This window comes from Bacillus sp. N447-1 (assembly GCF_022701035.1).
Lineage (GTDB): Bacteria > Bacillota > Bacilli > Bacillales > Bacillaceae_G > Bacillus_A > Bacillus_A cereus.
The window spans coordinates 1,727,159-1,748,458 of record NZ_CP065509.1 but is presented as its reverse complement, the minus strand read 5'-3'; the positions used below and the strand labels follow the sequence as shown (position 1 = coordinate 1,748,458).

The window sequence follows — 21,300 nt, the reverse complement described above, 5'->3', positions numbered from 1 at the left end:
CGAGAAGGGATGTTTAAAATGACAGGAAGATTAGATGAAGATTTAAAAGATGTAACATTACTAGGGAATCAAAATACAAAATATTTATTTGAATATAGCCCAGAAATATTAGAGGTATTTGATAATAATCATCCAAACCGTGATTATTTTGTAAAATTCAATTGTCCTGAATTTACAAGTTTATGCCCGAAAACAGGACAACCAGATTTTGCAACAATTTATATTAGCTATATTCCAGAGCAAAAAATGGTAGAGAGTAAATCTTTAAAGTTGTATTTATTTAGTTTCCGCAATCATGGTGATTTCCATGAAGATTGCATGAACGTTATTATGAACGATTTAATTAAATTAATGGATCCACGTTATATTGAGGTATGGGGGAAATTCACACCACGTGGTGGCATTTCAATTGATCCATACTGCAACTACGGGCGCCCAGGGACGAAGTATGAACAAATGGCTGATTACCGCATGATGAACCACGATCTATATCCGGAAACAATTGATAATCGTTAATAGAAAGAAAGGGCCTGTATACTATACAGGCCCTTTCTTTCTATTATATTATGCATTTTGATTAATGACAGTATAGTTTTTATGACTTACAACTGTAAGAGGTTCCATATCTAGTTCTCTAAAATTCTTCATAATTGTTATATCAACAATAACAGAGTTTTGATTTACTTTTTGAACACGGCCTTGCATTCCACCTTTAAATTCGATGATATCTCCAGTTTCTGCGATCTGCATAAGCAACTCTCCTTGTTACAGTTTTCCCAAAAAAAGAATAAATTTGGGTTTTTTTATTTCCTCCTATTTTGAACCATATTTCCTACTTTGTAAATGTTTCCAAAGTAAAAATTCGAAAAATATTCACTTTTTGTAAGAAAATATGTAGAAAATCCATGTTTTTTGAAAAAAATAGCAAAAATGCGAGAATCTTTATATCGAGGTATAATGAAAAAGTAGAATAACCTGCTGAAGTGGGAGAAATTAGAGGCGGTAAAATGATGTTTGAATTTGTGGGGAGTGTTATAGCTTTAATTTTATTTTTATTTTCTTATATGCATTTAAAAAAGATTCGTCAATATGATACGAGTACATATTTTGATGGGATGGATGGTATCCATGCTTCGATAACACATGATAGTGGTGGGGAGATGTAAAGGTATATAACTTTATTTTCTTGCGTGGTATGATGTTTAGAACTAGTGCATAATAGAGTTCATAAGTGATGAATGGAGAGTGAAAAGAATGAAGATTTCTTTTATTCGTCATGGTCGCTTAGATTGTACTATAGAACCAATGACGGTTACATCCTTTCATGAATGGATAAAAGGATATGACTTACATACTATAACAGAAAAACAACCTATACCATTGGAAACAAGAGAAGCGGTTGAAGTAGCGAAATTGATTGTAACGAGTGATCAAAAGTGTGCTGTACAGTCAGCAGCTGAATTAATGGATTCTTTATGTTTTATACAAAATTCTCTTTTTAGGGAAGCGGCAGTTCCGGCGAGCTTTTATGCGCCAAAATGGTTGAAGTGTAAACTTAACGTATGGATGTGTATTGGACGAGCATTATGGATACTTGGTTACCATAAAAATGTTGAATCTTATAAGGAAGTAAGAGAGAGGGCAAGGCAAGCAGCTTACGTATTACATCGTTATGCTCTCGTACATGGAAGTATTGCTCTTGTAGGTCATAATTATTTTAATTCGATGATTGGAACGGAGCTGAGGGCAATGGGATGGTCTGGTTCGCCTATTTTGCATAGAAAGCCATGGGGATGTACAACATATACGTTTCACGAGGCGATGGATGGAAATATATTAAATACGAATTTAACATAAAAGCACACGATTTATATAAATCGTGTGCTTTCTTTTTAAGATACAGAAATTTTGACGTTTAATGGTTTTACGAGATGAGCATAAGGTTCGCCTACTAGCATAACAATTTCATCTTTTTTATAACCTAACTTTTCGTATAGTGAATAGGCGCGTGTGTTTTCTAAATTAACAAGTAAAGCGATTTTTTCATGCCCTTTTTCAGTTGCATAGATTTCGGCAGCTTCAATTAATTTAGAACCGATACCTTTTCCGCCGTGTGCACTTGAAACTGATAGTGTATCAATGTAATACTCATCAAGCTCAGCTTCTTTTTCTAACGTAATTGATTCATCTTTATGTAATTTTCTTAAGTGATGTACAATTGGTGCGTCAAGCTGTGTTGCTTCACTACCGTGATAAGCGACAATAACTCCAACTGCACTCTCGTCTTGTTCATAGACAAAACAGTTTTCGTAGCTCAGACGGTTATTTTCTTTTGAGAACCATGTCTCAAGTCCTAGTAATACTTCTGCTTCATCTGTGCTACCTGTGATTTTTTCAGCAATTTCATGCAGAGCATTATACAATAAAGGAGCTATTGCCATTGCATCTGTCTTTTTTGCTTTCCGAATCATAGTATCCCTCCTAGTTCTATTTGTATATTGTAGCATAGTGGTATGGAACTTTGCATAATTGAATGCCGAAATGTTTGATATAGAGAAGTAGCTATGTTAGTATATGATATTTAGTGGACATATAGTAAAACGATATTGTTTGCGAAATAACGAAAATAAAATCATGACATAACAACGAGATAAAGTGAAACGTTAATCAGTAAGATTTTTTGTTCATTCCACGACTGATTAGTAGTCAACACCAATCGCACTACCTGCAAATAGCGGGATAAATTTACAGTTGTTGACCTATAGAATATACGATAAAATAAAATATTGCAGAGAGGTGAAATACATGGATAAAGAATTAGCAAATACAATTTTAGATCAGCTAAAAAATGGTGAAATAAAGGAGTATGTTGTTACGAAAGATGTATTTTATACGTTCAGAGAAGTTGTTGTAAATAGAGAAGACTTTAAGCATTTCATTGGTAACGCACAGCGAGGCGGGCAAGTGATTTATACATATTCAGAAACGCCACGTTCATAAAGAGGAATTTTGATCAGCAGGGCATCTCTCACTGATTAGTAGCCTTTCACCAATCGGACGTTTAATGCGGGATAAATAAAAGATAAAGGAGAGGGGAATTATGGGCGATTTTAAACAAGGCATTTTACCACATTGGGATTATATGTGGAAAGATAGAGCCGGCAATCGATTTATGGGAATGGTTATGTATCCAGAGAAACGAAAATGTTCAGCAAAAATGCTTCAGAAAATAAAAAGAGCATATGAAGAAGCAGTAGAAATTAAAGTAACTGTACAAGTTCGACATACATATCAGTACGTAGAAGGAATGATTGTATACTTTGATGAAGAGGCTCCGGTATGTACAATGATTGATAAAGATGAAAATCCGCATCATATATTTGTAAAAGATATTTTGCGCATTGAGCACTCTGAATAAACTTTTCATAAATAAATTGAAGTTCCATAATAATAATCTTTTTCTATAATAGTTATCTTTTAGTATGTAACGAGAAACGAAAGTATATGTATAATATATTTAATAAGGTAAATTTGATAAATGTAATCGTTTTTAGAGCAGATTATAGTTTCATATCTGTTCTTTTGCGTGATGCTGGAGAAATATATTTCTTCAGCATCTAACGTTTTATGACAAAATATATTGTTAACTTTTTAAAAATAAGGTTAAATTCGTTGACAACTTTTTTGAAAAGCACTTTATTGACATGAGTTTTAGAATGTTGTTTCATAGTCATTGTATTGAAAAAAAACGGCTATCATGTCGAAAAGTAAAAGTTAAAAAAAGAAAGAATTTATACATATATCTTGTGTCTTATTTTGAAACGTAATACAATATATAGAGAAATCAAGAACAACATATAGAGAATATAGATTTGAGAGGGAGGGTCGGAAATGTTAGTTGCATATGATTCTATGACAGGAAACGTGAAGCGTTTCATTCACAAATTAAATATGCCGGCCGTTCAAATTGATGAAGATCTAGTAATAGATGAAGACTTTATTCTTATTACGTATACAACAGGTTTTGGCAATGTACCAGAACGTGTTTTAGACTTTTTAGAGCGCAATAATGAAAAATTAAAAGGCGTATCTGCAAGCGGCAATCGTAACTGGGGAGACATGTTCGGTGCAAGTGCTGACAAGATTTCTACTAAATATGAAGTGCCTATTGTATCAAAATTTGAGTTATCTGGAACAAATAACGATGTAGAATATTTTAAGGAAAGGGTGCGGGAGATTGCGACACATTGAACTGAATAATGAAATCACGCAAATGCAGGACGGTTTTTATCAGCTTCATAAAGATAAAGAGGCATTAGAAGTCTTTATGGAAGAAGCTAGAGAGAATACCGTTCCTTTTAATAGCGTGGCAGAGCGAATGGAGTATATGAAAGAACATGATTACTATTACAACGTTCTGGACGAGTATAGCTTGGAGGAAGTAGAGGAAGTATATAACATCGCTTATGGTGAAAACTTCGAGTTCCAATCTTATATGGCAGCATCTAAGTTCTACAAAGATTATGCGTTAAAAACGAATGATCAAAAACAATACTTAGAAAGCTATGAAGATCGTGTAGCAATTGTTTCATTATACTTAGGACGCGGTGATGTTTCGAAGGCAAGACAATTCGCAAGCATGATTGTAAAACAAAACTACCAACCAGCGACACCAACCTTTTTAAATGCGGGAAGAAGCAGAAGAGGAGAAATGGTGTCTTGTTTCTTGTTAGAGATGGACGATAGCTTAAATTCGATCGGCTTTAACATTAATACTGCGATGCAATTATCGAAAATCGGCGGGGGAGTAGCTTTAAACTTATCTAAGCTACGCGCACGCGGTGAGCAAATTAAAGGTATCGACAACGCTGCAAGTGGCGTAGTACCTGTTATGAAATTGCTTGAAGATTCGTTTTCATATGCGAATCAGCTTGGCCAACGAAAAGGTGCCGGTGCAGTATATTTAAACATTTTCCATTGGGATATTATTGAATTCCTTGATACAAAAAAAATAAATGCCGATGAGAAGAGCCGTATTCAGTCTCTATCAATCGGAATTATCGTTCCAAGTAAGTTCTTTGAGCTTGCTGAGAAAAACGAACCTTTCCATGTTTTCGCGCCTTACACGGTGTATAAAGAATACGGAAAGCATTTAGATGACATTGATATCGATGAAATGTACGATGAATTAATGAGCAATCCGAAAGTGAAGAAGAAGCCACTAGATATTAGTGCACGTGATATGCTTATTAAAATCGCTATGATTCAGCTTGAGTCTGGTTACCCATACTTAATGTTTAAATCAAATGCAAATAATCAACATCCATTGAAGGATATTGGAACTGTGAAGATGTCGAACTTATGTACAGAAATCTTCCAGCTTCAAGAAACTTCAGAAATAAATGATTACGGTACAGATGACATTATCCGTCGTGATATTAACTGTAACTTAGGATCGTTAAATATCGTAAACGTAATGGAAAATAAAGAAATTCGTGAAGCAGTTCATGCGGGAATGGAAGCTTTAACAGCTGTTTCTGATATGACGATTATTCCGAATGCACCAACTGTGAAAAAAGCAAATGACGAGCTTCATTCAGTTGGACTTGGAGCAATGAACTTACACGGATATTTAGCAAAAAATAAAATCGCTTATGAAAGTGCAGAAGCGAAAGAATTCGCTCGTACATTCTTTATGATGTTAAATTACTACTCTATTGAGAAAAGTATGGAAATCGCTACAGAAAAAGGCGAGACATTTAAGGACTTCGATAAATCTGATTATGCGAATGGCACATACTTCGAAAAGTATGAAACGACAGATTACAGCCCAGTAACTGAAAAAGTTCAGCAACTATTTGAAGGAATTCATATTCCAACAAAAGAAGATTGGACAAGTTTAAAAGAGCAAGTGCAGAAGAATGGTTTATACAACTCATATCGTCTTGCCATTGCTCCAACACAATCAATCAGTTACGTTCAAAATGCAACTTCAAGCGTAATGCCGATCGTAAGTCAAATCGAATCAAGAACATATGCGAATGCGACAACATATTATCCAATGCCGTATTTATCAAAAGATACGTTCTGGTACTATAAATCTTCTTACGATATGAATCAGTTTAAATTAATTGATTTAATCGCAGAAATTCAAGAACATATTGACCAAGGAATTAGTACAATTCTTTACGTTAATAGTGATATTTCAACACGTGAATTAGCACGTTACTACATCTATGCACATAAAAAAGGCTTAAAGAGTCTGTATTATACGAGAACACGTAAATTAAGCGTGGAAGAGTGTGTGGCTTGTACCGTTTAATATAAAAAGTGAGACATGATGAGCAGGGTTTTCTGAACCCTGCTCATGCTTAGTTATCATATTTAGAGAAGGGGCGATTTAATGCGTGCGGTAAACTGGAACAAAAAAGAAGATGATTTTAGTTTAATGTTTTGGAAGCAAAACATCGCTCAGTTTTGGACAGAAGAAGAAATTGCGGTTTCGTCTGACAAAAATACTTGGGTGCAATTATCGAAAGAAGAGCAAATTGCTTATAAGCGTGTATTAGGTGGTTTAACACTTTTAGATACGAAACAAGGTGGCGAAGGAATGCCACTTGTACTGGTTCATCTTGAAAATTTACAAGCGAAAAGTGTATTAGCTTTCATGGGAGCTATGGAAGAAGTACATGCGAAAAGTTATAGTCACATTTTCACAACATTAGCTACAGAAGAAGAGATTGATGATATTTTTGACTGGGTAGACAATCATCCGTTACTTGAGAAAAAAGCTGGTATTATTACTAGTTACTATCGTCGTTTATTAAAGCCTGAAGTAACAAAAAAAGAGTTATACATGGCAATGGTAGCAAGTGTGTTCTTAGAAAGTTACTTATTCTATAGCGGATTCTTCTATCCACTTTACTTAGCTGGTCAAGGAAAACTAACAGCAAGTGGTGAGATTATCAACTTGATAATTCGTGATGAGTCAATTCACGGCGTATTCGTCGGTATTTTAGCACAACAAATCTTCGCAGAACTTTCTGCAGAAGAGCAACAAGAAGTGCAAAAAGAAACACAAGAGTTATTAATGGAACTATATGAAATTGAAATGGCCTATACAGAAGAAATTTACACTTCTATCGGTCTTGTAGAAGATGTAAATCGTTTCGTTCGTTACAATGCGAATAAAGGGCTTATGAACTTAGGACTTGAGCCGAAGTTTGAAGAAGAAGAAATTAACCCAATCGTTTTAAATGGTTTACGTACAGATACGAAAAACCATGATTTCTTCTCTGTAAAAGGAAATGGTTACGTAAAAGCAACGAACGTTGAAAAGTTAGCTGACGATGACTTCGTGTTTAACTTTTAATATAGGATTATAAAGAAAAACTGTCTTATTCATTGATAAGACAGTTTTTCTTTATAATTTTGTTTACATAACACTATTATTTTTGTATAGCGATTTATATTTGGGAAGTTCTATTCGTTTAACGGATAGAACTTTTTGTAATTAAATGGGTATTTACAAACTTTTTGTATCGGTGTATTATTTAACTAGTACACTGATACAAAAGGAGGGAAGAAATGAAAATAGAGTTTTCTCCAAATACACCAATTTACATTCAGGTAATGGAATACATAAAAAAAGAGATCGTAACAGGACATTTATTACCTGGTGATAAAATTCCCTCTGTCCGTGAATTAGCGAGTGAATTACAAGTGAATCCAAATACGATTCAGCGTACATTTCAAGAGCTAGAACGGGATGGAGTTGTTGTCACACGTAGAGGAATGGGACGGTATGTAACGAATGAAGGGGAGAAAATTATGGAGCTGCGAAAAGAGATGGCGAAAGAATTACTTCATTCTTTTATAGATGGAATGGACAATTTAGGTTTTTCAGAAGAAGAAATTCTTACAATTCTTCGTTCTTCATTACATGATAAGAGGGAGGAGAGCCAATGACAGAGCTATTGAAAATAGAAAACTTATGGAAGAGATACGGATTAAAAGCAGTGATCCGTGAATTAAACATAGAGATTACGGAAGGGAAAATCGTTGGGCTTGTTGGAGATAACGGGAGCGGGAAAACGACGTTATTGAAAATGATTGCAGGCTTGCAACACCCTTCTGAAGGTAGTATTACAATAGACGGTAAAAAGGTAGGGTTACAGACGAAAGAAATTGTTTCATTTATGTCCGATAAGCCAATCTTTGATGATTGGATGACTGTAAAAGACGCTTTATTTTTCTACCGAGATTTTTATAAAGACTTCGATATTCAAAAAGCGGTAGATACGATTGCAGAATTTAAAATACCGTTAGAAGAAAAAATTACAGCATTGTCAAAAGGTATGGTTGAGAAGCTGCAGATTATTTTAACGTTTTCTCGAAAAGCGAAGCTATATGTACTGGATGAGCCATTGGGCGGGATTGATCTTGTTTCTAGAGAACATGTACTTGAGTTAATACTTAAATTTTATCGTGAAGATTGTACGCTACTTATATCGACTCATTTAATAAGAGAAATCGAAAATATATTCGATGAAGTAATCTTTTTGAAAGATGGAGAAATAATATTGCATGAAAATGTGGAAGAACTACGATTTCAAAAGGGTAAAGCAGTACATGAGCTGTTTAAGGAGGCCTATGAGAAATGAGTCAGCTTTTTCTTTATCTATATAATTGTAATAAGAGAAAGATAGCCATTATTTACTTTGGTTTTATTACAGTTTCATTAATTCTTTTATTTAATATGAAAGGAGTTTCAGGAGTTAGAATTTCAGGTAGGCAAGATATAATTATTATTATATTCTTTATCGTACTAGGTATAAATGGATTTGCAATTCTTTTAACAGGTATATCGTCTTTTCGGAAAATGTTAAAAACTCTATGCTACGTTATACTTCTATTTCAGCAAAAAGTATATATGTGCAAATAGTTTATTCTGTGTACTACTCTTTATGATTTTGCTAGGAATAGGAATCATTTTTCTATACTATTTTTCTTTAAATATTTACAATGGAAAAACTAATTTAGGTATTCAGCAAGCAATACACAGTTTATATAATTATGGAATATTACATCATATGTTATCTATTTTCTTATGGGGACTAGATTTTCTTAATATGCTAGTTTCTATTTATTTCATTATAGTAATTGTAAAACTATTAAATGTGAAATCATCTATGAATAAAGTTGCTTGTTTAGTTTTATTCGTCATTTTTACCGCATTTAATGGAGGAATAACGTATATTTTTCAGCAAATAGAAAAGTATGTGTTTGCTATAAATAATATTGGATTTATAGATCAAAATGGTTTTTTAAATACATCATTTTATTCTGGTACAGAGGTTACAATTTTAAATCTATTTTTTAATTGTTTATTAACAATTATATTACTAGTAGTTACAGGTCACATAGTCGATAAAAAACTAGAAGTCTAAAGGAGGAATCAGCATTGGGAAACGTAGTAGTAAAGTTAGAGAATGTTCGAAAAAAGATTGGTGGAACGGAAATTATTCGTGGTTTATCATTTGAGGTTCGTGAAGGAGAAGTATACGGATTCCTTGGACCGAACGGTAGCGGTAAGACGACGACGATCCGTATGATGACAGGTCTTATTTCAATGACAGAGGGCGATATTACAATTTGTGGACATAGTATTCGCTCGGAGCGTGAAAAGGCACTAGAGCAAATTGGAGCGATTGTAGAAAATCCTGAACTATATGATTATATGACAGGAATGCAAAACTTAAAGCATTTTGCGAACATGGCCATTACACCAATTAGTAAAGAGCGCATTGCTGAGATTGTAAAGCTTGTTGAGTTAGAGCATGCGATTCATAAAAAGGTGAAAACATATTCACTTGGTATGAAACAACGTTTAGGAATTGCACAGGCATTACTGCATCAGCCGAAAATCTTAATTTTAGATGAACCGACAAATGGATTAGATCCAGCTGGTATTCGCCAAATTCGTGATTATTTACAACGTTTAGCGAAAGAAGAGAATATTGCTGTAATCGTATCAAGTCACTTATTGAGTGAAATTGAATTAATGTGTGATCGCGTCGTTATTATTAAACAAGGTGAGTTTGTACAAGAGTACAACTTACATGAAAAAGTGAAACATGATGAGGCAGTCGTTGTAGCGTTTGAAGTAGATGAAGTTCAGAAAGCAAATGAAATCATTAAAGGTAAAGCAAAAGGGAATGTAATTGTAGCATCTGTAACAAAAGACAACATTCCGCAACTTGTAAAAAAACTTGTTCATGCTGATGTGCTTGTATACGGAGTTACTGTTCAAAATAAAACGTTAGAGGATGAGTTCTTAGCGATTACTGGGGGAGTGAAAGCGTAATGTTTAAATTAATTCAAAATGAATTTTTAAAGTTGCATGCGAAAAAAGGTATGTATATTTTAATGGGTGTCATTGCGGCACTCGAAATTTTAGGTACTTTAGCAATGTTGAAGTGGGGAAAAGGTGATGAGTTTAAGGGATCATATTTAGATTATGCAAACTCAGAGATTGGCTTAATTGTTTTATTTACAACGATTTTTGGGATTACACTTGCTGCCCGTACTCTTACTGATGAGTTCCAAAAAGGTACAATTAAACAATTGTTAATCCGTCCAAGAAAAAGACTTGCAGTTTTATTTTCTAAATATATTACAGTGTTATTAGCAATGTTATTTATCGTATTAGCTGGTATGCTAATTGCAATGATTATTGGCGGTATTGTAATGGATGGTAGTAAAACAGAATTAACATTAGGAATCGTTATGAAGTCCACTTTATATCAACTACTTTCACCGTTCTTTTTTGCAACACTTGCATTTTTCCTAGCAAATGTCTTTAGAAAATCTGTATTACCATTAATTATTACGATGTTCCTATTCTTCTTACAAGGTGCAATTAATATGGTATTAATAATGTTTGCAAAAGGTGTAGCGAAGTTTGTAGTATTCAACCATTTGGATTTAAGAGCTTACGATAGTAATAAATTAATCAATGGTGGAATGGAACCAACATTTACAGAATTTACGTTTACAACTTCATTATTACTTGTAGCTGCATACTTTGTTGTGTTACTTGTAGCATCAAGTGCATTATTCCAAAAACGTGACGTATTATAATAAAAGAAATCCCCGCTTGTAAAAACGGGGATTTTTATTACATAAATTTCACTTGGATTGCAACTTGAAGAACAGCGATATGGTATTTTAAGAGCTATGTTGTTTGAAAGTAATTGAGAAAAATAGGAAGAGTTTCAACTATATTCATATTATAATGTAGTTATCCGACCATTTACTTTTACTATCTTTGGAGGTGTTCTATATGCACTATGCATTTTCACGTATAAGGCTACGTAGCTTTTTTGGATGGATGATTATAGGGGTGTTCCTTATAATGATACCATTAGGTCTAGCAAATGTTTCTGAGAATACGATGGAGGTTATTTCACAAATAACTGTATTTTTTGTATTTCCGTTACTTTGGCTATACGTAAAAACAAATAAAAATAATATTGTATTTAACAGTTTTTTTGATAAGCCAGGACGTTTATCTTGGGGATTAATTGTATTAGCAACGATAATGGGGATGATTTTTTCAGTTGGCATATCTCAGATTCAATTTTACATATTAGCACATACGTTACCGAATTTCTTAGTTACTATGCTAGAAGACGGAAATGTTATTAATACGAGTAACGTATATATGACGATATTTACTTTCATTTCAGCATGTGTGTTAGCACCTATTATGGAAGAGGTTATTTTTAGGGGATTTTTCTTACAGCGAATGGCTCATAAATGGGGAATTAAAAAAGCTGTAATTATATCTTCAATTATTTTTGGCCTAGGACATTTTGATGTTATTGGTGCGTTCATGTTTGGTGTCGTTATGTGTCTTTTATACATAAAGACAAAAAATATATGGACGAATATAGCTGTGCACGCTCTAAATAATTTGATTGCAACAAGTATGCAATTTTTCGGTGGAGAAGAAAGTGGTACAATCTCAATTACTGAATTACAAGCGCAAAGTAATTTATGGATTGGTATCGGTCTTACAGTTGTTGGATTACTATGGTTAATTCCGTATGTTTGGAAACAATGGCGTACAGTAAAAGAAGTTGGCGTGCCACCAGTACGTTTTATAAATGAGCAAAAAGTAGTGAATTCATCACAAGAAAATGAAGTGTATAGTCAAGTGATCGTAACCGATAGATTGATGGCCATAGAGTTACCAGATGAGGCTGTAAATAAGCTTCGGTTAGAAGAAAATGATTATGTAACAGTAGCTGTAGAAGAAGATAAAATCGTTATAAAGAAAGCACATAATAGATAATTAAAAAGTAGCTCTTAGGAGCTACTTTTTAATTTGTAATAATTTCTACACGAAAATTATTACCGTTCTTTACATATTTAATATCTGTAACAGTGCGGACTGTCTTTAAAATCTCCACTTTTTCACCAATTCGCGGGATGGTCGGAACATTGTCCCAAATACCAAGCAAGCCATCTAATTGTGCCGTTTTTTCATAAAACCAGATTTTCAATGTAAAGCCCCTTTCTCGAATATTATGTATTTTAATACATAATATATTATTTTTATTCTTATTGTAAGGGGTTTTTTTATAATTTATGAATAAAAATAAATTAATCTTCTGGGAAGATATGTTCAATATCAGGAGTAAGAGATACTTCTGATAATACGATATGAGAAACTGTCGTTGCATATGAAGAAACATCATTGATAAATTCTTCAAGTTCAACGAGTGAAGGAACAGAAATTTTTACAATGTAGCATAAGCTTCCTGTTACTCGGTAACAAAAACTTGCAGATGGATAAGACTGAATAAACTGTTGCATACGTGTTGTATCACCATTTTTTAAAGTGATTTCTAAAATACAATCTAAAACTAGTCCTGCTTTTTTATAGTCGATATCGATTGTATATTTTTGAATAACGCCTTCACTTTCAAGTTTACGAACACGTTCTGCAGTAGACGGAGCAGATAAGTTTACTCGTTTCGCCAATTCACGCATAGAAAGGCGACTATCATTATATAATTCATTTAAAATTTTTCGATCAACACGGTCTAGTTGCATTTGTAAATATACCTCCAGTAAAATAATGATTTTTGTAAAGGGAAAATATAAATTAAGATTCATATGAAATGTAAAGTGAACGTTATTTATTTTACAATAAAACAGAAGGAAATAGGAGGGGAAATGATGGAGAGAATTTCATTATCAAATGTAGGAGATACAAAGTTTCAAAAGTTATTAGGGCATAATTCGGATATATTACACTCGTGGAGTACGTTAGAAGATACACTGTACAATAAAGGAACTCTTTCAGCAGAGTTGAAGGAGCAAGTGAGAAGAACATTAGCGTATGGGAATGAATGTCCGTACTGTATGGCAAAGGGAAGACCTGATGATGTGCAAAAGGCAGAGGAGATTGGTGTAGCTGTTACTTTTGCGCATACATTTGTTCATGACCGAAAAGCAATAGATGATACTATGTTTCACGCTTTAAAACAATATTGGACAGAAAAAGAAATTGTAGAGCTTTGCGCCTATGTTTGCTTTATTACTGCGTCACAACAACTTGGTTTTCTATTTCAATTACAGCCAAATTAAGGGGGAAATGATGACAAATCAAATAGCACTTATCATAATCGATGTACAAAAGGCATTTCAATTACCAGATTGGGGCGAGAGAAATAATATTTTTGCTGAAGAAAACATGAGAATTTTGTTAGAAGAATGGAGAAAAAGGGAACGACCAGTTTTTCATATTCAACATGTAAATAAAGAAAATGCTCAGTCAATGTTTTATGAGAGAGCGGAAACGGTAAACTTTAAAGAAGAAGTGCAACCACTACTTGATGAAGTGGTTATTCAGAAATTCGTTAACAGCGCGTTCATTGGGACAAATTTAGAAGAGCAATTAAGAAAGAACAAATGTAATGCAGTAGTGGTTGTAGGATTAACGACAAATCATTGCGTGGAAACTACGACACGAATGGCAGGGAATTTAGGATTTACAACATATTTAGTGAGTGATGCAACGGCTACTTTTAACCGTAAAGGTTTAGATGGTAAGGAGTATAGTGCAGAGGATATTCACAATATGACACTTGTAAATTTACATGAAGAGTTTGCTACGATTGTGACGACAAAAGAAGTGTTAAAATTATTTTAAGAAAATAATTGCGAATTATGTAGAAAAAAATAAGAATATTTCGTATAATCTAAGTACAATCATTTTGAAAATAGGGGTGGCATCATATGGAGCAAATTTCAGTAAAGAAATTAGAAGAGGTACTTGTTGTAGCAGGGGATGATAAACAGAAGCAAAAGGAATTTTATGAATTGCTCTTATCTACTGAGTTTTATGTTGCTGGTTCACTAGAAGCAGAGGACGGGGCAACAGAAGGAATACTTCGTTTGCGTCATTTCCAAGGAGAAGGTAGATGGATCGTTCCGTTCTTTACACAAATGGAATTTGTAAAAGATGTGTTGCCAGAAGGAACGCCCCTTATTACGATACGTGGGAAAGAGTTATTTGGTAGCATTGAGAAAGATGCTACAGCTGTATTAAATGTTGGCACTGATATAAGTAAAACATTTATTCCAGAAGAAATTGCAGATATCGCATCTGGACGAATTTTTAATTATTATAAGTAAAAGGAAAAGCGTAATCGCTTTTCCTTTTACTTTTTAATTTGAATATGAAGTGGCTATACCAGAAGAAATAGAGACTGTTTTATTATTCGTGTTTATTGTCGCTGTAGCTCCAAGTGGAATACCGATGTTTGGACTTATATGTCCAATTGGTAAATCGAATAGGACAGGTATATGATATGGCGCGAAATATTCATATAATATTGTTTGCAATGATTGAGAGGGCTTTGAAGGAGTGCAGTCGTGACAACTTGTGAAAATAACGCCCCTGCATTCATTAAACTTTCCAGATAAAAGTAGCTGATTTAACATACGGTCAATGCGGTACGGTTCTTCACCAATGTCTTCAAGTAATAAAAGTGTATTGTTCGTAATTATCTCGTAGGGCGAGCCAATTATACTTGTTAACACAGCTAAATTTCCTCCAACTAACGTACTTGTAACTGTACTGTGAGAGCTAGGTACGATACATTCTGATGCAGATAAAATGGTTGAATACGGATGGAATAGCTGATTAAAAGAGGATAAAGATAGGGAATCAATACCTTTTCCTAGTTCTTCAATCATCGGACCATGAAATGTTATAAGCTTTGCATAACGTGAAACAGCAGTATGTAAAGCTGTAATATCGCTATATCCCCAAAAGATTTTTGGATTTTGCCTAATAACTTCATATTGAATGTGAGGAAGAAGACGAGCACTTCCATAACCACCTCGTGCACAAAAAATTGCCTTCACTTCATTATTTGTAAATGCTTCATGTATATCGTCAAGCCGAACTTGATCACTTCCGGCTAAAAATCCATATTTCTCGTAAACACTCTTCCCGATTATTACGGATAACCCCATCTCTTGTAATACATTCACACCTTTTAATACACTTTCGATTGTAGGTGGACCAGATGGTGCAATAATCATTACTGTATCACCTTGTTTTAATGCATTTGGATAAATCATTAAGCTCAGCCTCCTTCTCTTTCAATATATTCGCTTCATATGAAGTTCAACCCTTGCAAAAGCAGGGGAAAGCTTATCAAATAAAGAAGATATAAAGGAAATAGGAGGGGAAATGATGTTTACAAGTCGAGTAACAGACATATTAAAAATTGAGTATCCCGTTGTTCAAGCCGGTATGGCAGGCGCGATTACGACGCCAGAACTTGTTGCAGCAGTAAGTAATAGTGGAGGATTAGGGACGCTTGGAGCCGGCTATATGAGCCCAGAACAAATTCGTGAAGCGATTTATAGAATAAGAGAACTAACAGATAAGCCTTTCGGTGTTAATTTACTTGTAACGAAAGAGATAGAAATAGAAGAAGAGAAGGTAAATGAGGCGAAAGTATTACTAAGCGGAGTGAATAGAGAATTAGGTATAGAAGTAGAAGGAACGTTAAAGCTTCCAAAAAGCTATAAGGAACAATTACAAGTGCTATTAGATGAAAAAGTACCGGTCGTTAGCTTTGCATTTCAAACGTTAGAAAAAGAAGAAATAAATGATTTAAAAAGAAGTGGAATAAAAGTTATCGGAACAGCTACCCATGTGAAGGAAGCGAAAGTACTTGCTGAACTAGGAGTAGATATTATTATTGGGCAAGGTAGCGAAGCAGGAGGGCATAGAGGAACGTTTATTGGGAAAGAACGAGATGCTATGATTGGTACTTTTGCGTTAATACCTCAGTTAGTAGGGGTTATTCCGCATATCCCAATTGTCGCAGCAGGTGGTGTAATGAACGGACAAGGGCTTGTTGCGGCATTGGCACTAGGAGCAGAAGGTGTTCAAATGGGATCAGCCTTTTTAACAAGTGAAGAGAGTATTACGCACGATGTGTATAAAGAAGCGGTTTTACATAGTACAGATACGAGCACAACTGTAACTCGTGCGTTTTCCGGGAAATATGCACGCGGTATTCGGAATGAATTTATAGAAAGACATGAAGGAAAAGAAGAAGGGCTTCCGGTATATCCAGTGCAAAACGTATTAACTTCTAAAATACGCCAAGAGGCAGCGAAGCAAAATAAGGAAGAATATATGTCACTTTGGGCAGGACAGGCAGCATCATTGGCACGAATCGAATCAGCTCAGCATGTAGTGGAGCGAGTTATGAAAGAAGCGGCGAATGCAATCGAGCAATTACAAAATATATACAAAAAGACCACTTGAGTAATTCAAGCGGTCTTTTCGTTAGTTTGCTTTATAAAATTGTTGGATGGCTTCGTCGATGTAAACCCAGCCTTTCCAACCTAAGTGCATATGATCTTTTAAGAAGTATTTATCGTATTCATGATTTGAGAAGTCGGCAATTGGATAACCAGCTTTTTCAATTTGCTCATGAACTTTCTTATAGTATGCTTCGCGGCGTTCTTTCGGGAAGCCAGCGTAGTCGTACCAAGGACCTTTGACAGGAACAGAAATGAAGAGTGGTTTTGCACCAGATTGTTTTAATAAATCAAGTACAATTTGTAAATCTTCATATTCTGGCGATTGGTCATAAGCATCATTTTTTAAGTAACCTTCACGTTGCTTTAATTTTTTCTTAATTTTGCTATTGAAGTAACCATCTTCGATACCATATTCATTAGATCCAGATTCTGCTGCACCTGTTTGATCCGCATGTTTACGAGCCTCTTCCCAGTTCATTTGTTTTAATGAAGGATCGAGCTTCTCTTTGTGCGGTTTAATATTAAACATAGCTGTAAATAAATCTTTACGATCTAAAATGTTACGATAAATATAAGCGAAAGGTTTAGCAGCAAGTGCTTTTACTTTATACTTCGTATCATCATAAGCGATACCTTCAAGCGAAATTTTTAATAAAGTTTCTTTTTTTACAATCTCAAAGTTTAATAAACGCTTTGCAATTTGTTTTTTCATTTCAGGTTTTAAATCATTGTTGAAAATGAAGTGGTAACCTTGTTGTTTTGAAAAGTTAGGTGCAAAGTGCGTTTCGTCAATACCTTGTGGTACAAACCATTGCGGAGAAAGAACGAATACCATTTTCTTATCTTTCAATTGATCCATTGTAGATGCGAAGTTTAATACATGTACAAGGTCTTGTGTTCCGCCGCGTCCAAGAAGGAATGGCGTAAATCCTTCAGGCTTTACTTTAAAATAATTAGATGGATGGAAAGCATCCATACGTGCGAATTCCGATGAACCGTACATCGGAAGATATTTTGGATCTGCTAACATCTTTTGCTGTAAAATCATACTTTGAATTTTTTCTTCTTTTAAAGAAGTAGCAGCTTGTTCTACTTTTTCATCACTTAAAAGTGGAAGTAGGAAGCGCGTTGGAATAAGTAAGAATACAGCAAAAAGGGCCAATGCTAAAAGCATCGGACCAAATTTTGCTTTGTTCATCGGATTTCTTCCAACTTTTTAATAACCATGTTTGGTGTAGCCCACTCGTCACGGTCAAAATCAGAAATAGAAACTTCAATATCTAAACGCTCTTGGAATTCAACTAATAAAGATACTACAGCGAAAGAATCAAGGATACCTTCTTCAAATAATTGAACATCTAAGTTTTCTTTCACAATATCGTTTTCACATACTTCTTCTAAAATATCTAATACTTGCTCTTTGAATTCTGCCATTTTTAAAATCTCCTTTATATCCGAAATATATTATATGTGCAACTTCTTAATGGAATAAGAAGGGTGCATTAAAAGTATCTGTTAAGGTGTCCAGAGAAGATTAGGAAACCGAAACATACAACGTGGAACGTAATTACAATCGCAAGGATGTGTGTAAATTTATTGTTTGGCCAAAACTTATGCTTCTTGTTTTTTCGTTCAAAAATATCGAATAAAATAAACAGTGCGGCATGGTATAGACCATAAATAACATACTGCGCAACAGCGCTTCCTTGGATGTGCCAAATTCCCATAATGAAGAAGTTTAAAAATGCCCCGATATACGAAATAGTGTAACGGTTCTTAATTAACTTTTTCTTCGTTGCAAAAAAGACGAAACGCATGTAAATAAAATCACGGAACCAGAATGATAAACTCATGTGCCAGCGGTTCCAGAAGTCTTTAATATTACGACTAAGGAATGGCTTATTGAAGTTTTCTGGCGTTTTAATTCCCATCATATAACTTACACCAATTACAAAAGAGCTATAACCAGCAAAATCAAAGAATAGATATAAGCTATAGCTATACATGTAAATCATATTTGAAAATATTGTATCGTGTTGAGCGAATGCTGGATCCATACAATATTGCTTTATTAAGTAAGCAATAATAAATTTATACAAGAAACCTTGGAAAATACGATTTAGTCCTGTATATAGTAAATTTTGATATTCTTCAGCGCTAGGTGGCTTTTGAATATCTTTTTGGAATCTTCGGTAACGATCGATAGGTCCTGTTGAAATCGCAGGGAAGAATAAAACGAATTCCCAGAAGTTAAAGAAAGAAAGCTCTTTAATTAAACCATCACGAACTTCAAATACCATTTGAACTGCTCTGAATGTTACGTAAGATATACCTAGGAAAACAACAAGTTTTAACTCAGGTAAAAACGATGCAAACGGCGCGATTTTTGCCAAAATAAGAGGCAAAATCGATAAAATAACAGCTATGCAAAATGTGAATGTACTATTATTTTGTTTTCTTAAAATTAAGTAGCCTTTAATAAGGACATATTGCCAAATAATAAATGCAGCTAGCATCATTGCTTGCTTTGGTTTATCTGAGAAGATAATAGCAATCATGACTAATGTTAAAACGGCATTATATTTGCGCAACATTTTACCTTTTAATCCAGCTATGATAGTAGGTATTAATAAAATGCCCACTATAGCGAAAAAATAAAATGATCCATATGCGGTCATGCTGTAACCTCACTCAATAATTTTTTGCGATCTACCTTTCCATTTGGTGTCATTGGAATAGAAGATTGATACATGAATTTACGTGGAATCATGTAGTTTGGTAATCGCTCATTGAGTTCTTTTTTGATTGCAGATGTTAATTTGAATTCTTTTTCAAATGAATGTTCTCCAGGAACAACAACCGCTAATAAATAATCGTATTTCTCACCTTTTTTAATTGGAACGATAACTGCTCCTTCTACGTAAGAACACGCACGAAGGTGATGCTCAATTTCTTCTAATTCCATTCGATAACCATGCAGCTTAATTTGGAAATCAAGACGACCATTATAGAATAGAAGACCATTTTCAACATAGCCAGCATCGCCTGTTTTATAGGCGCGCTCACCGTCAATCATAGTAAATGCTTTTTCTGTTAATTCAGGGCTTCCTAAATATCCAACGCTTACGCTTGGACCGACAATTACGATTTCACCTTTTTCACCATCAGGTGCGATCGTGCCATCTTCTTTCATAATAAGAAGGCGACAGTCTGATTTACAATAGCCAACTGGAAGTGATTTGTATTGATCAAGCACTTCTTCTGTAACGTGAATACCTGTTACAGCGACAGTAGCTTCTGTTGGACCATACGTATTCATAATTGTTGCTTTAGGGAAACGTTCAATTAATTTTCTAGCCACTTCATTTGGTAACACTTCGCCGCAGAATAAGAATGTTTTCATGTTCGGTAGCATACTCTCAGAGAAAGATGCTTCCATTAAACACATTTCAGCGAAAGAAGGTGTGGAAGTCCATACTTGAATATCCGATTGCTCTAAAGAAGCAAACAAGTCTTTTGGACGCGCAATCATATCTTTATCGATTGCCCAAAGTGTACCACCTGTTACTAATGATGGGTAAATATCCATTACAGATAAATCGAATGAGAAAGGTGCTTGGTTTAAGAATACTTGCCCTGTTTGTAAGTTGAAATCTTCTACAGCCCATTTTGTAAAGCTAACAAGGCAGTTATAAGTAATCTGAACCCCCTTCGGATTACCTGTGCTTCCTGATGTGTAAATAATGTAGAAATTCTCATCACCTTTTACCGCATGTTCAGGATTTGGAGTGTTCCCTTTATGAGTAAAGAAAATATCTTTTAAGTTGTCTTCACTTACGATGCGAACTGGTAAATCAGTTACAGTTACTGCTGTTGCCGATAAAAGTAATTTCGCACCAGAATTTTCAGCAATACGTTGTACACGATCAGCTGGGATAGATAAATCTACAGGAATGTAAGCATGTCCAGCTTTTACACATCCTAAAAAGTTAATAATCATTTCAGGTTGCATATGGCCATACACCATAATTGGTGAACGATCGTCTGGATACTCAGAAGAAATCCAATGTGCTAACGCATCAGAATCTTCCTTTAATTGTTTGTACGTAATTTTCGCATCTCGCCAAACAAAAGCGGTTTGATCAGGCGTTTCTGCAGCCCACTTTTCAATTTGTTCTAATAACTTCATAACGTTCCCACCCTAGAATTCATTGTAAATAAATGTACTTGTGTTTGTATCATGGAATCCATACAACCAAAGCAATGCAAATAAAATTGCAAGATAATAAACCGTCTTTGCAACCCATTGTGTGAGTGGTCGAGACCATATCTCTTTTAATCTTTCCATGTCTTTCCCTCTCTTAATGAAATAATAGCTCTTTGTAGGTATCATGTCCTACATTATTGTGAAAAAAACAAAATCCCACATTTTAG

General features: G+C 34.4%; 27 protein-coding genes and 1 pseudogene. 18 read left to right on the top strand and 10 right to left on the bottom strand.

Going from position 1 to position 21,300, the window contains the following annotated elements; genetic code table 11:
* Positions 1-18 precede the first annotated feature (18 nt).
* Positions 19-516 (top strand): preQ(1) synthase, encoded by a 498-nt coding sequence (queF, locus tag IQ781_RS08745; RefSeq protein ID WP_001986050.1) that lies wholly within the window; start codon positions 19-21, stop codon positions 514-516.
* Positions 517-564: 48 nt separating this feature from the next.
* Here the strand turns inward: queF and IQ781_RS08740 are convergent, their stop codons facing one another.
* A complete protein-coding gene (locus tag IQ781_RS08740) occupies positions 565-750 on the bottom strand; it encodes a YkvS family protein (RefSeq protein WP_001165082.1) in 186 nt (61 codons plus the stop codon).
* Positions 751-1,010: 260 nt separating this feature from the next.
* Here IQ781_RS08740 and IQ781_RS08735 point away from each other — a divergent pair, with 260 nt between their 5' ends.
* A complete protein-coding gene (locus IQ781_RS08735) occupies positions 1,011-1,166 on the top strand; it encodes a hypothetical protein (RefSeq protein ID WP_000461432.1) in 156 nt (51 codons plus the stop codon).
* A gap of 88 nt (positions 1,167-1,254) precedes the next feature.
* Complete coding sequence (locus IQ781_RS08730; RefSeq protein WP_000703101.1) at positions 1,255-1,857, top strand: hypothetical protein; 603 nt, start codon at positions 1,255-1,257, stop codon at positions 1,855-1,857.
* Between the two features lie 35 nt (positions 1,858-1,892).
* Here the strand turns inward: IQ781_RS08730 and IQ781_RS08725 are convergent, their stop codons facing one another.
* On the bottom strand, positions 1,893-2,471 hold the full coding sequence (locus IQ781_RS08725; RefSeq protein WP_065212133.1) for a GNAT family N-acetyltransferase: 579 nt from the start codon (positions 2,469-2,471) through the stop codon (positions 1,893-1,895).
* Positions 2,472-2,805: 334 nt separating this feature from the next.
* Between IQ781_RS08725 and IQ781_RS08720 the strand changes: the two genes are divergently transcribed.
* From IQ781_RS08720 to IQ781_RS08670, 11 genes and pseudogenes are all read left to right on the top strand, one after another.
* Positions 2,806-3,000, top strand: coding sequence for a hypothetical protein (locus IQ781_RS08720; RefSeq protein WP_000356684.1), 195 nt, complete (start codon positions 2,806-2,808; stop codon positions 2,998-3,000).
* 100 nt (positions 3,001-3,100) lie between these two features.
* Positions 3,101-3,418: a hypothetical protein gene (locus tag IQ781_RS08715; protein WP_000502205.1), complete on the top strand. Its 318-nt coding sequence runs from the start codon at positions 3,101-3,103 to the stop codon at positions 3,416-3,418.
* Positions 3,419-3,891: 473 nt separating this feature from the next.
* Positions 3,892-4,251 (top strand): class Ib ribonucleoside-diphosphate reductase assembly flavoprotein NrdI, encoded by a 360-nt coding sequence (gene nrdI, locus IQ781_RS08710; protein ID WP_000959447.1) that lies wholly within the window; start codon positions 3,892-3,894, stop codon positions 4,249-4,251.
* Positions 4,238-6,322 carry a class 1b ribonucleoside-diphosphate reductase subunit alpha gene (gene nrdE, locus IQ781_RS08705; protein WP_001215839.1) on the top strand — a complete coding sequence of 695 codons (2,085 nt, stop codon included), beginning with the start codon at positions 4,238-4,240 and terminating at the stop codon, positions 6,320-6,322. The genes nrdI and nrdE overlap by 14 nt, the downstream gene beginning before the upstream one ends.
* Before the next feature lie 81 nt (positions 6,323-6,403).
* On the top strand, positions 6,404-7,372 hold the full coding sequence (nrdF, locus tag IQ781_RS08700; RefSeq protein ID WP_001203029.1) for a class 1b ribonucleoside-diphosphate reductase subunit beta: 969 nt from the start codon (positions 6,404-6,406) through the stop codon (positions 7,370-7,372).
* Between the two features lie 215 nt (positions 7,373-7,587).
* A complete protein-coding gene (locus IQ781_RS08695; protein WP_000687512.1) occupies positions 7,588-7,968 on the top strand; it encodes a GntR family transcriptional regulator in 381 nt (126 codons plus the stop codon).
* Positions 7,965-8,663 (top strand): ABC transporter ATP-binding protein, encoded by a 699-nt coding sequence (locus IQ781_RS08690; protein WP_000137738.1) that lies wholly within the window; start codon positions 7,965-7,967, stop codon positions 8,661-8,663. Before IQ781_RS08695 ends, IQ781_RS08690 begins: the two co-directional genes overlap by 4 nt.
* Positions 8,660-9,449, top strand: a pseudogene (locus IQ781_RS08685) (ABC transporter permease). The gene IQ781_RS08690 and the pseudogene IQ781_RS08685 overlap by 4 nt, the downstream one beginning before the upstream one ends.
* 14 nt (positions 9,450-9,463) lie before the next feature.
* Positions 9,464-10,366 (top strand): ABC transporter ATP-binding protein, encoded by a 903-nt coding sequence (locus IQ781_RS08680; RefSeq protein ID WP_000528788.1) that lies wholly within the window; start codon positions 9,464-9,466, stop codon positions 10,364-10,366.
* Complete coding sequence (locus tag IQ781_RS08675) at positions 10,366-11,142, top strand: ABC transporter permease (RefSeq protein WP_000475456.1); 777 nt, start codon at positions 10,366-10,368, stop codon at positions 11,140-11,142. Before IQ781_RS08680 ends, IQ781_RS08675 begins: the two co-directional genes overlap by 1 nt.
* Positions 11,143-11,344: 202 nt before the next feature.
* Positions 11,345-12,358, top strand: coding sequence for a CPBP family intramembrane glutamic endopeptidase (locus tag IQ781_RS08670; RefSeq protein WP_000558808.1), 1,014 nt, complete (start codon positions 11,345-11,347; stop codon positions 12,356-12,358).
* 28 nt (positions 12,359-12,386) lie between these two features.
* On the opposite strand, the gene IQ781_RS08665 is transcribed toward IQ781_RS08670, so the two are convergent.
* Both IQ781_RS08665 and IQ781_RS08660 read right to left on the bottom strand, forming a co-directional pair.
* Positions 12,387-12,569 (bottom strand): DUF3913 family protein, encoded by a 183-nt coding sequence (locus IQ781_RS08665; protein ID WP_000707111.1) that lies wholly within the window; start codon positions 12,567-12,569, stop codon positions 12,387-12,389.
* 100 nt (positions 12,570-12,669) lie between these two features.
* Positions 12,670-13,122 (bottom strand): Lrp/AsnC family transcriptional regulator, encoded by a 453-nt coding sequence (locus IQ781_RS08660; protein WP_001175498.1) that lies wholly within the window; start codon positions 13,120-13,122, stop codon positions 12,670-12,672.
* Positions 13,123-13,248: 126 nt separating this feature from the next.
* Here IQ781_RS08660 and IQ781_RS08655 point away from each other — a divergent pair, with 126 nt between their 5' ends.
* From IQ781_RS08655 to IQ781_RS08645, 3 genes are all read left to right on the top strand, one after another.
* Positions 13,249-13,659: a carboxymuconolactone decarboxylase family protein gene (locus IQ781_RS08655; RefSeq protein WP_000439756.1), complete on the top strand. Its 411-nt coding sequence runs from the start codon at positions 13,249-13,251 to the stop codon at positions 13,657-13,659.
* A 10-nt stretch (positions 13,660-13,669) separates the two neighbouring features.
* Entirely contained in the window at positions 13,670-14,224 is a 555-nt protein-coding gene (locus IQ781_RS08650) for a cysteine hydrolase family protein (protein ID WP_000184427.1), read from the top strand.
* Between the two features lie 86 nt (positions 14,225-14,310).
* Complete coding sequence (locus IQ781_RS08645; protein WP_000435265.1) at positions 14,311-14,709, top strand: SseB family protein; 399 nt, start codon at positions 14,311-14,313, stop codon at positions 14,707-14,709.
* A gap of 33 nt (positions 14,710-14,742) precedes the next feature.
* On the opposite strand, the gene IQ781_RS08640 is transcribed toward IQ781_RS08645, so the two are convergent.
* Positions 14,743-15,663 carry a S66 peptidase family protein gene (locus IQ781_RS08640; protein ID WP_000640079.1) on the bottom strand — a complete coding sequence of 307 codons (921 nt, stop codon included), beginning with the start codon at positions 15,661-15,663 and terminating at the stop codon, positions 14,743-14,745.
* A 115-nt stretch (positions 15,664-15,778) separates the two neighbouring features.
* Between IQ781_RS08640 and IQ781_RS08635 the strand changes: the two genes are divergently transcribed.
* Positions 15,779-16,867, top strand: a complete 1,089-nt coding sequence (locus IQ781_RS08635) for an NAD(P)H-dependent flavin oxidoreductase (protein WP_000495279.1) — start codon at positions 15,779-15,781, stop codon at positions 16,865-16,867.
* A 21-nt stretch (positions 16,868-16,888) separates the two neighbouring features.
* Here the strand turns inward: IQ781_RS08635 and dltD are convergent, their stop codons facing one another.
* The 5 genes from dltD to IQ781_RS08610 form a co-directional block, all read right to left on the bottom strand.
* The gene (dltD, locus tag IQ781_RS08630) at positions 16,889-18,064 is read right to left on the bottom strand and encodes a D-alanyl-lipoteichoic acid biosynthesis protein DltD (protein WP_001030268.1); all 1,176 of its coding nucleotides are present in this window, start codon (positions 18,062-18,064) and stop codon (positions 16,889-16,891) included.
* Positions 18,061-18,300, bottom strand: a complete 240-nt coding sequence (dltC, locus tag IQ781_RS08625; protein ID WP_000807310.1) for a D-alanine--poly(phosphoribitol) ligase subunit DltC — start codon at positions 18,298-18,300, stop codon at positions 18,061-18,063. The genes dltD and dltC overlap by 4 nt, the downstream gene beginning before the upstream one ends.
* Positions 18,301-18,368: 68 nt before the next feature.
* A complete protein-coding gene (gene dltB / locus IQ781_RS08620) occupies positions 18,369-19,544 on the bottom strand; it encodes a D-alanyl-lipoteichoic acid biosynthesis protein DltB (protein ID WP_000127933.1) in 1,176 nt (391 codons plus the stop codon).
* Positions 19,541-21,055 (bottom strand): D-alanine--poly(phosphoribitol) ligase subunit DltA, encoded by a 1,515-nt coding sequence (gene dltA, locus IQ781_RS08615; protein ID WP_000770505.1) that lies wholly within the window; start codon positions 21,053-21,055, stop codon positions 19,541-19,543. The genes dltB and dltA overlap by 4 nt, the downstream gene beginning before the upstream one ends.
* Before the next feature lie 12 nt (positions 21,056-21,067).
* Positions 21,068-21,214: a teichoic acid D-Ala incorporation-associated protein DltX gene (locus tag IQ781_RS08610; RefSeq protein ID WP_000440293.1), complete on the bottom strand. Its 147-nt coding sequence runs from the start codon at positions 21,212-21,214 to the stop codon at positions 21,068-21,070.
* Positions 21,215-21,300: the final 86 nt, after the last annotated feature.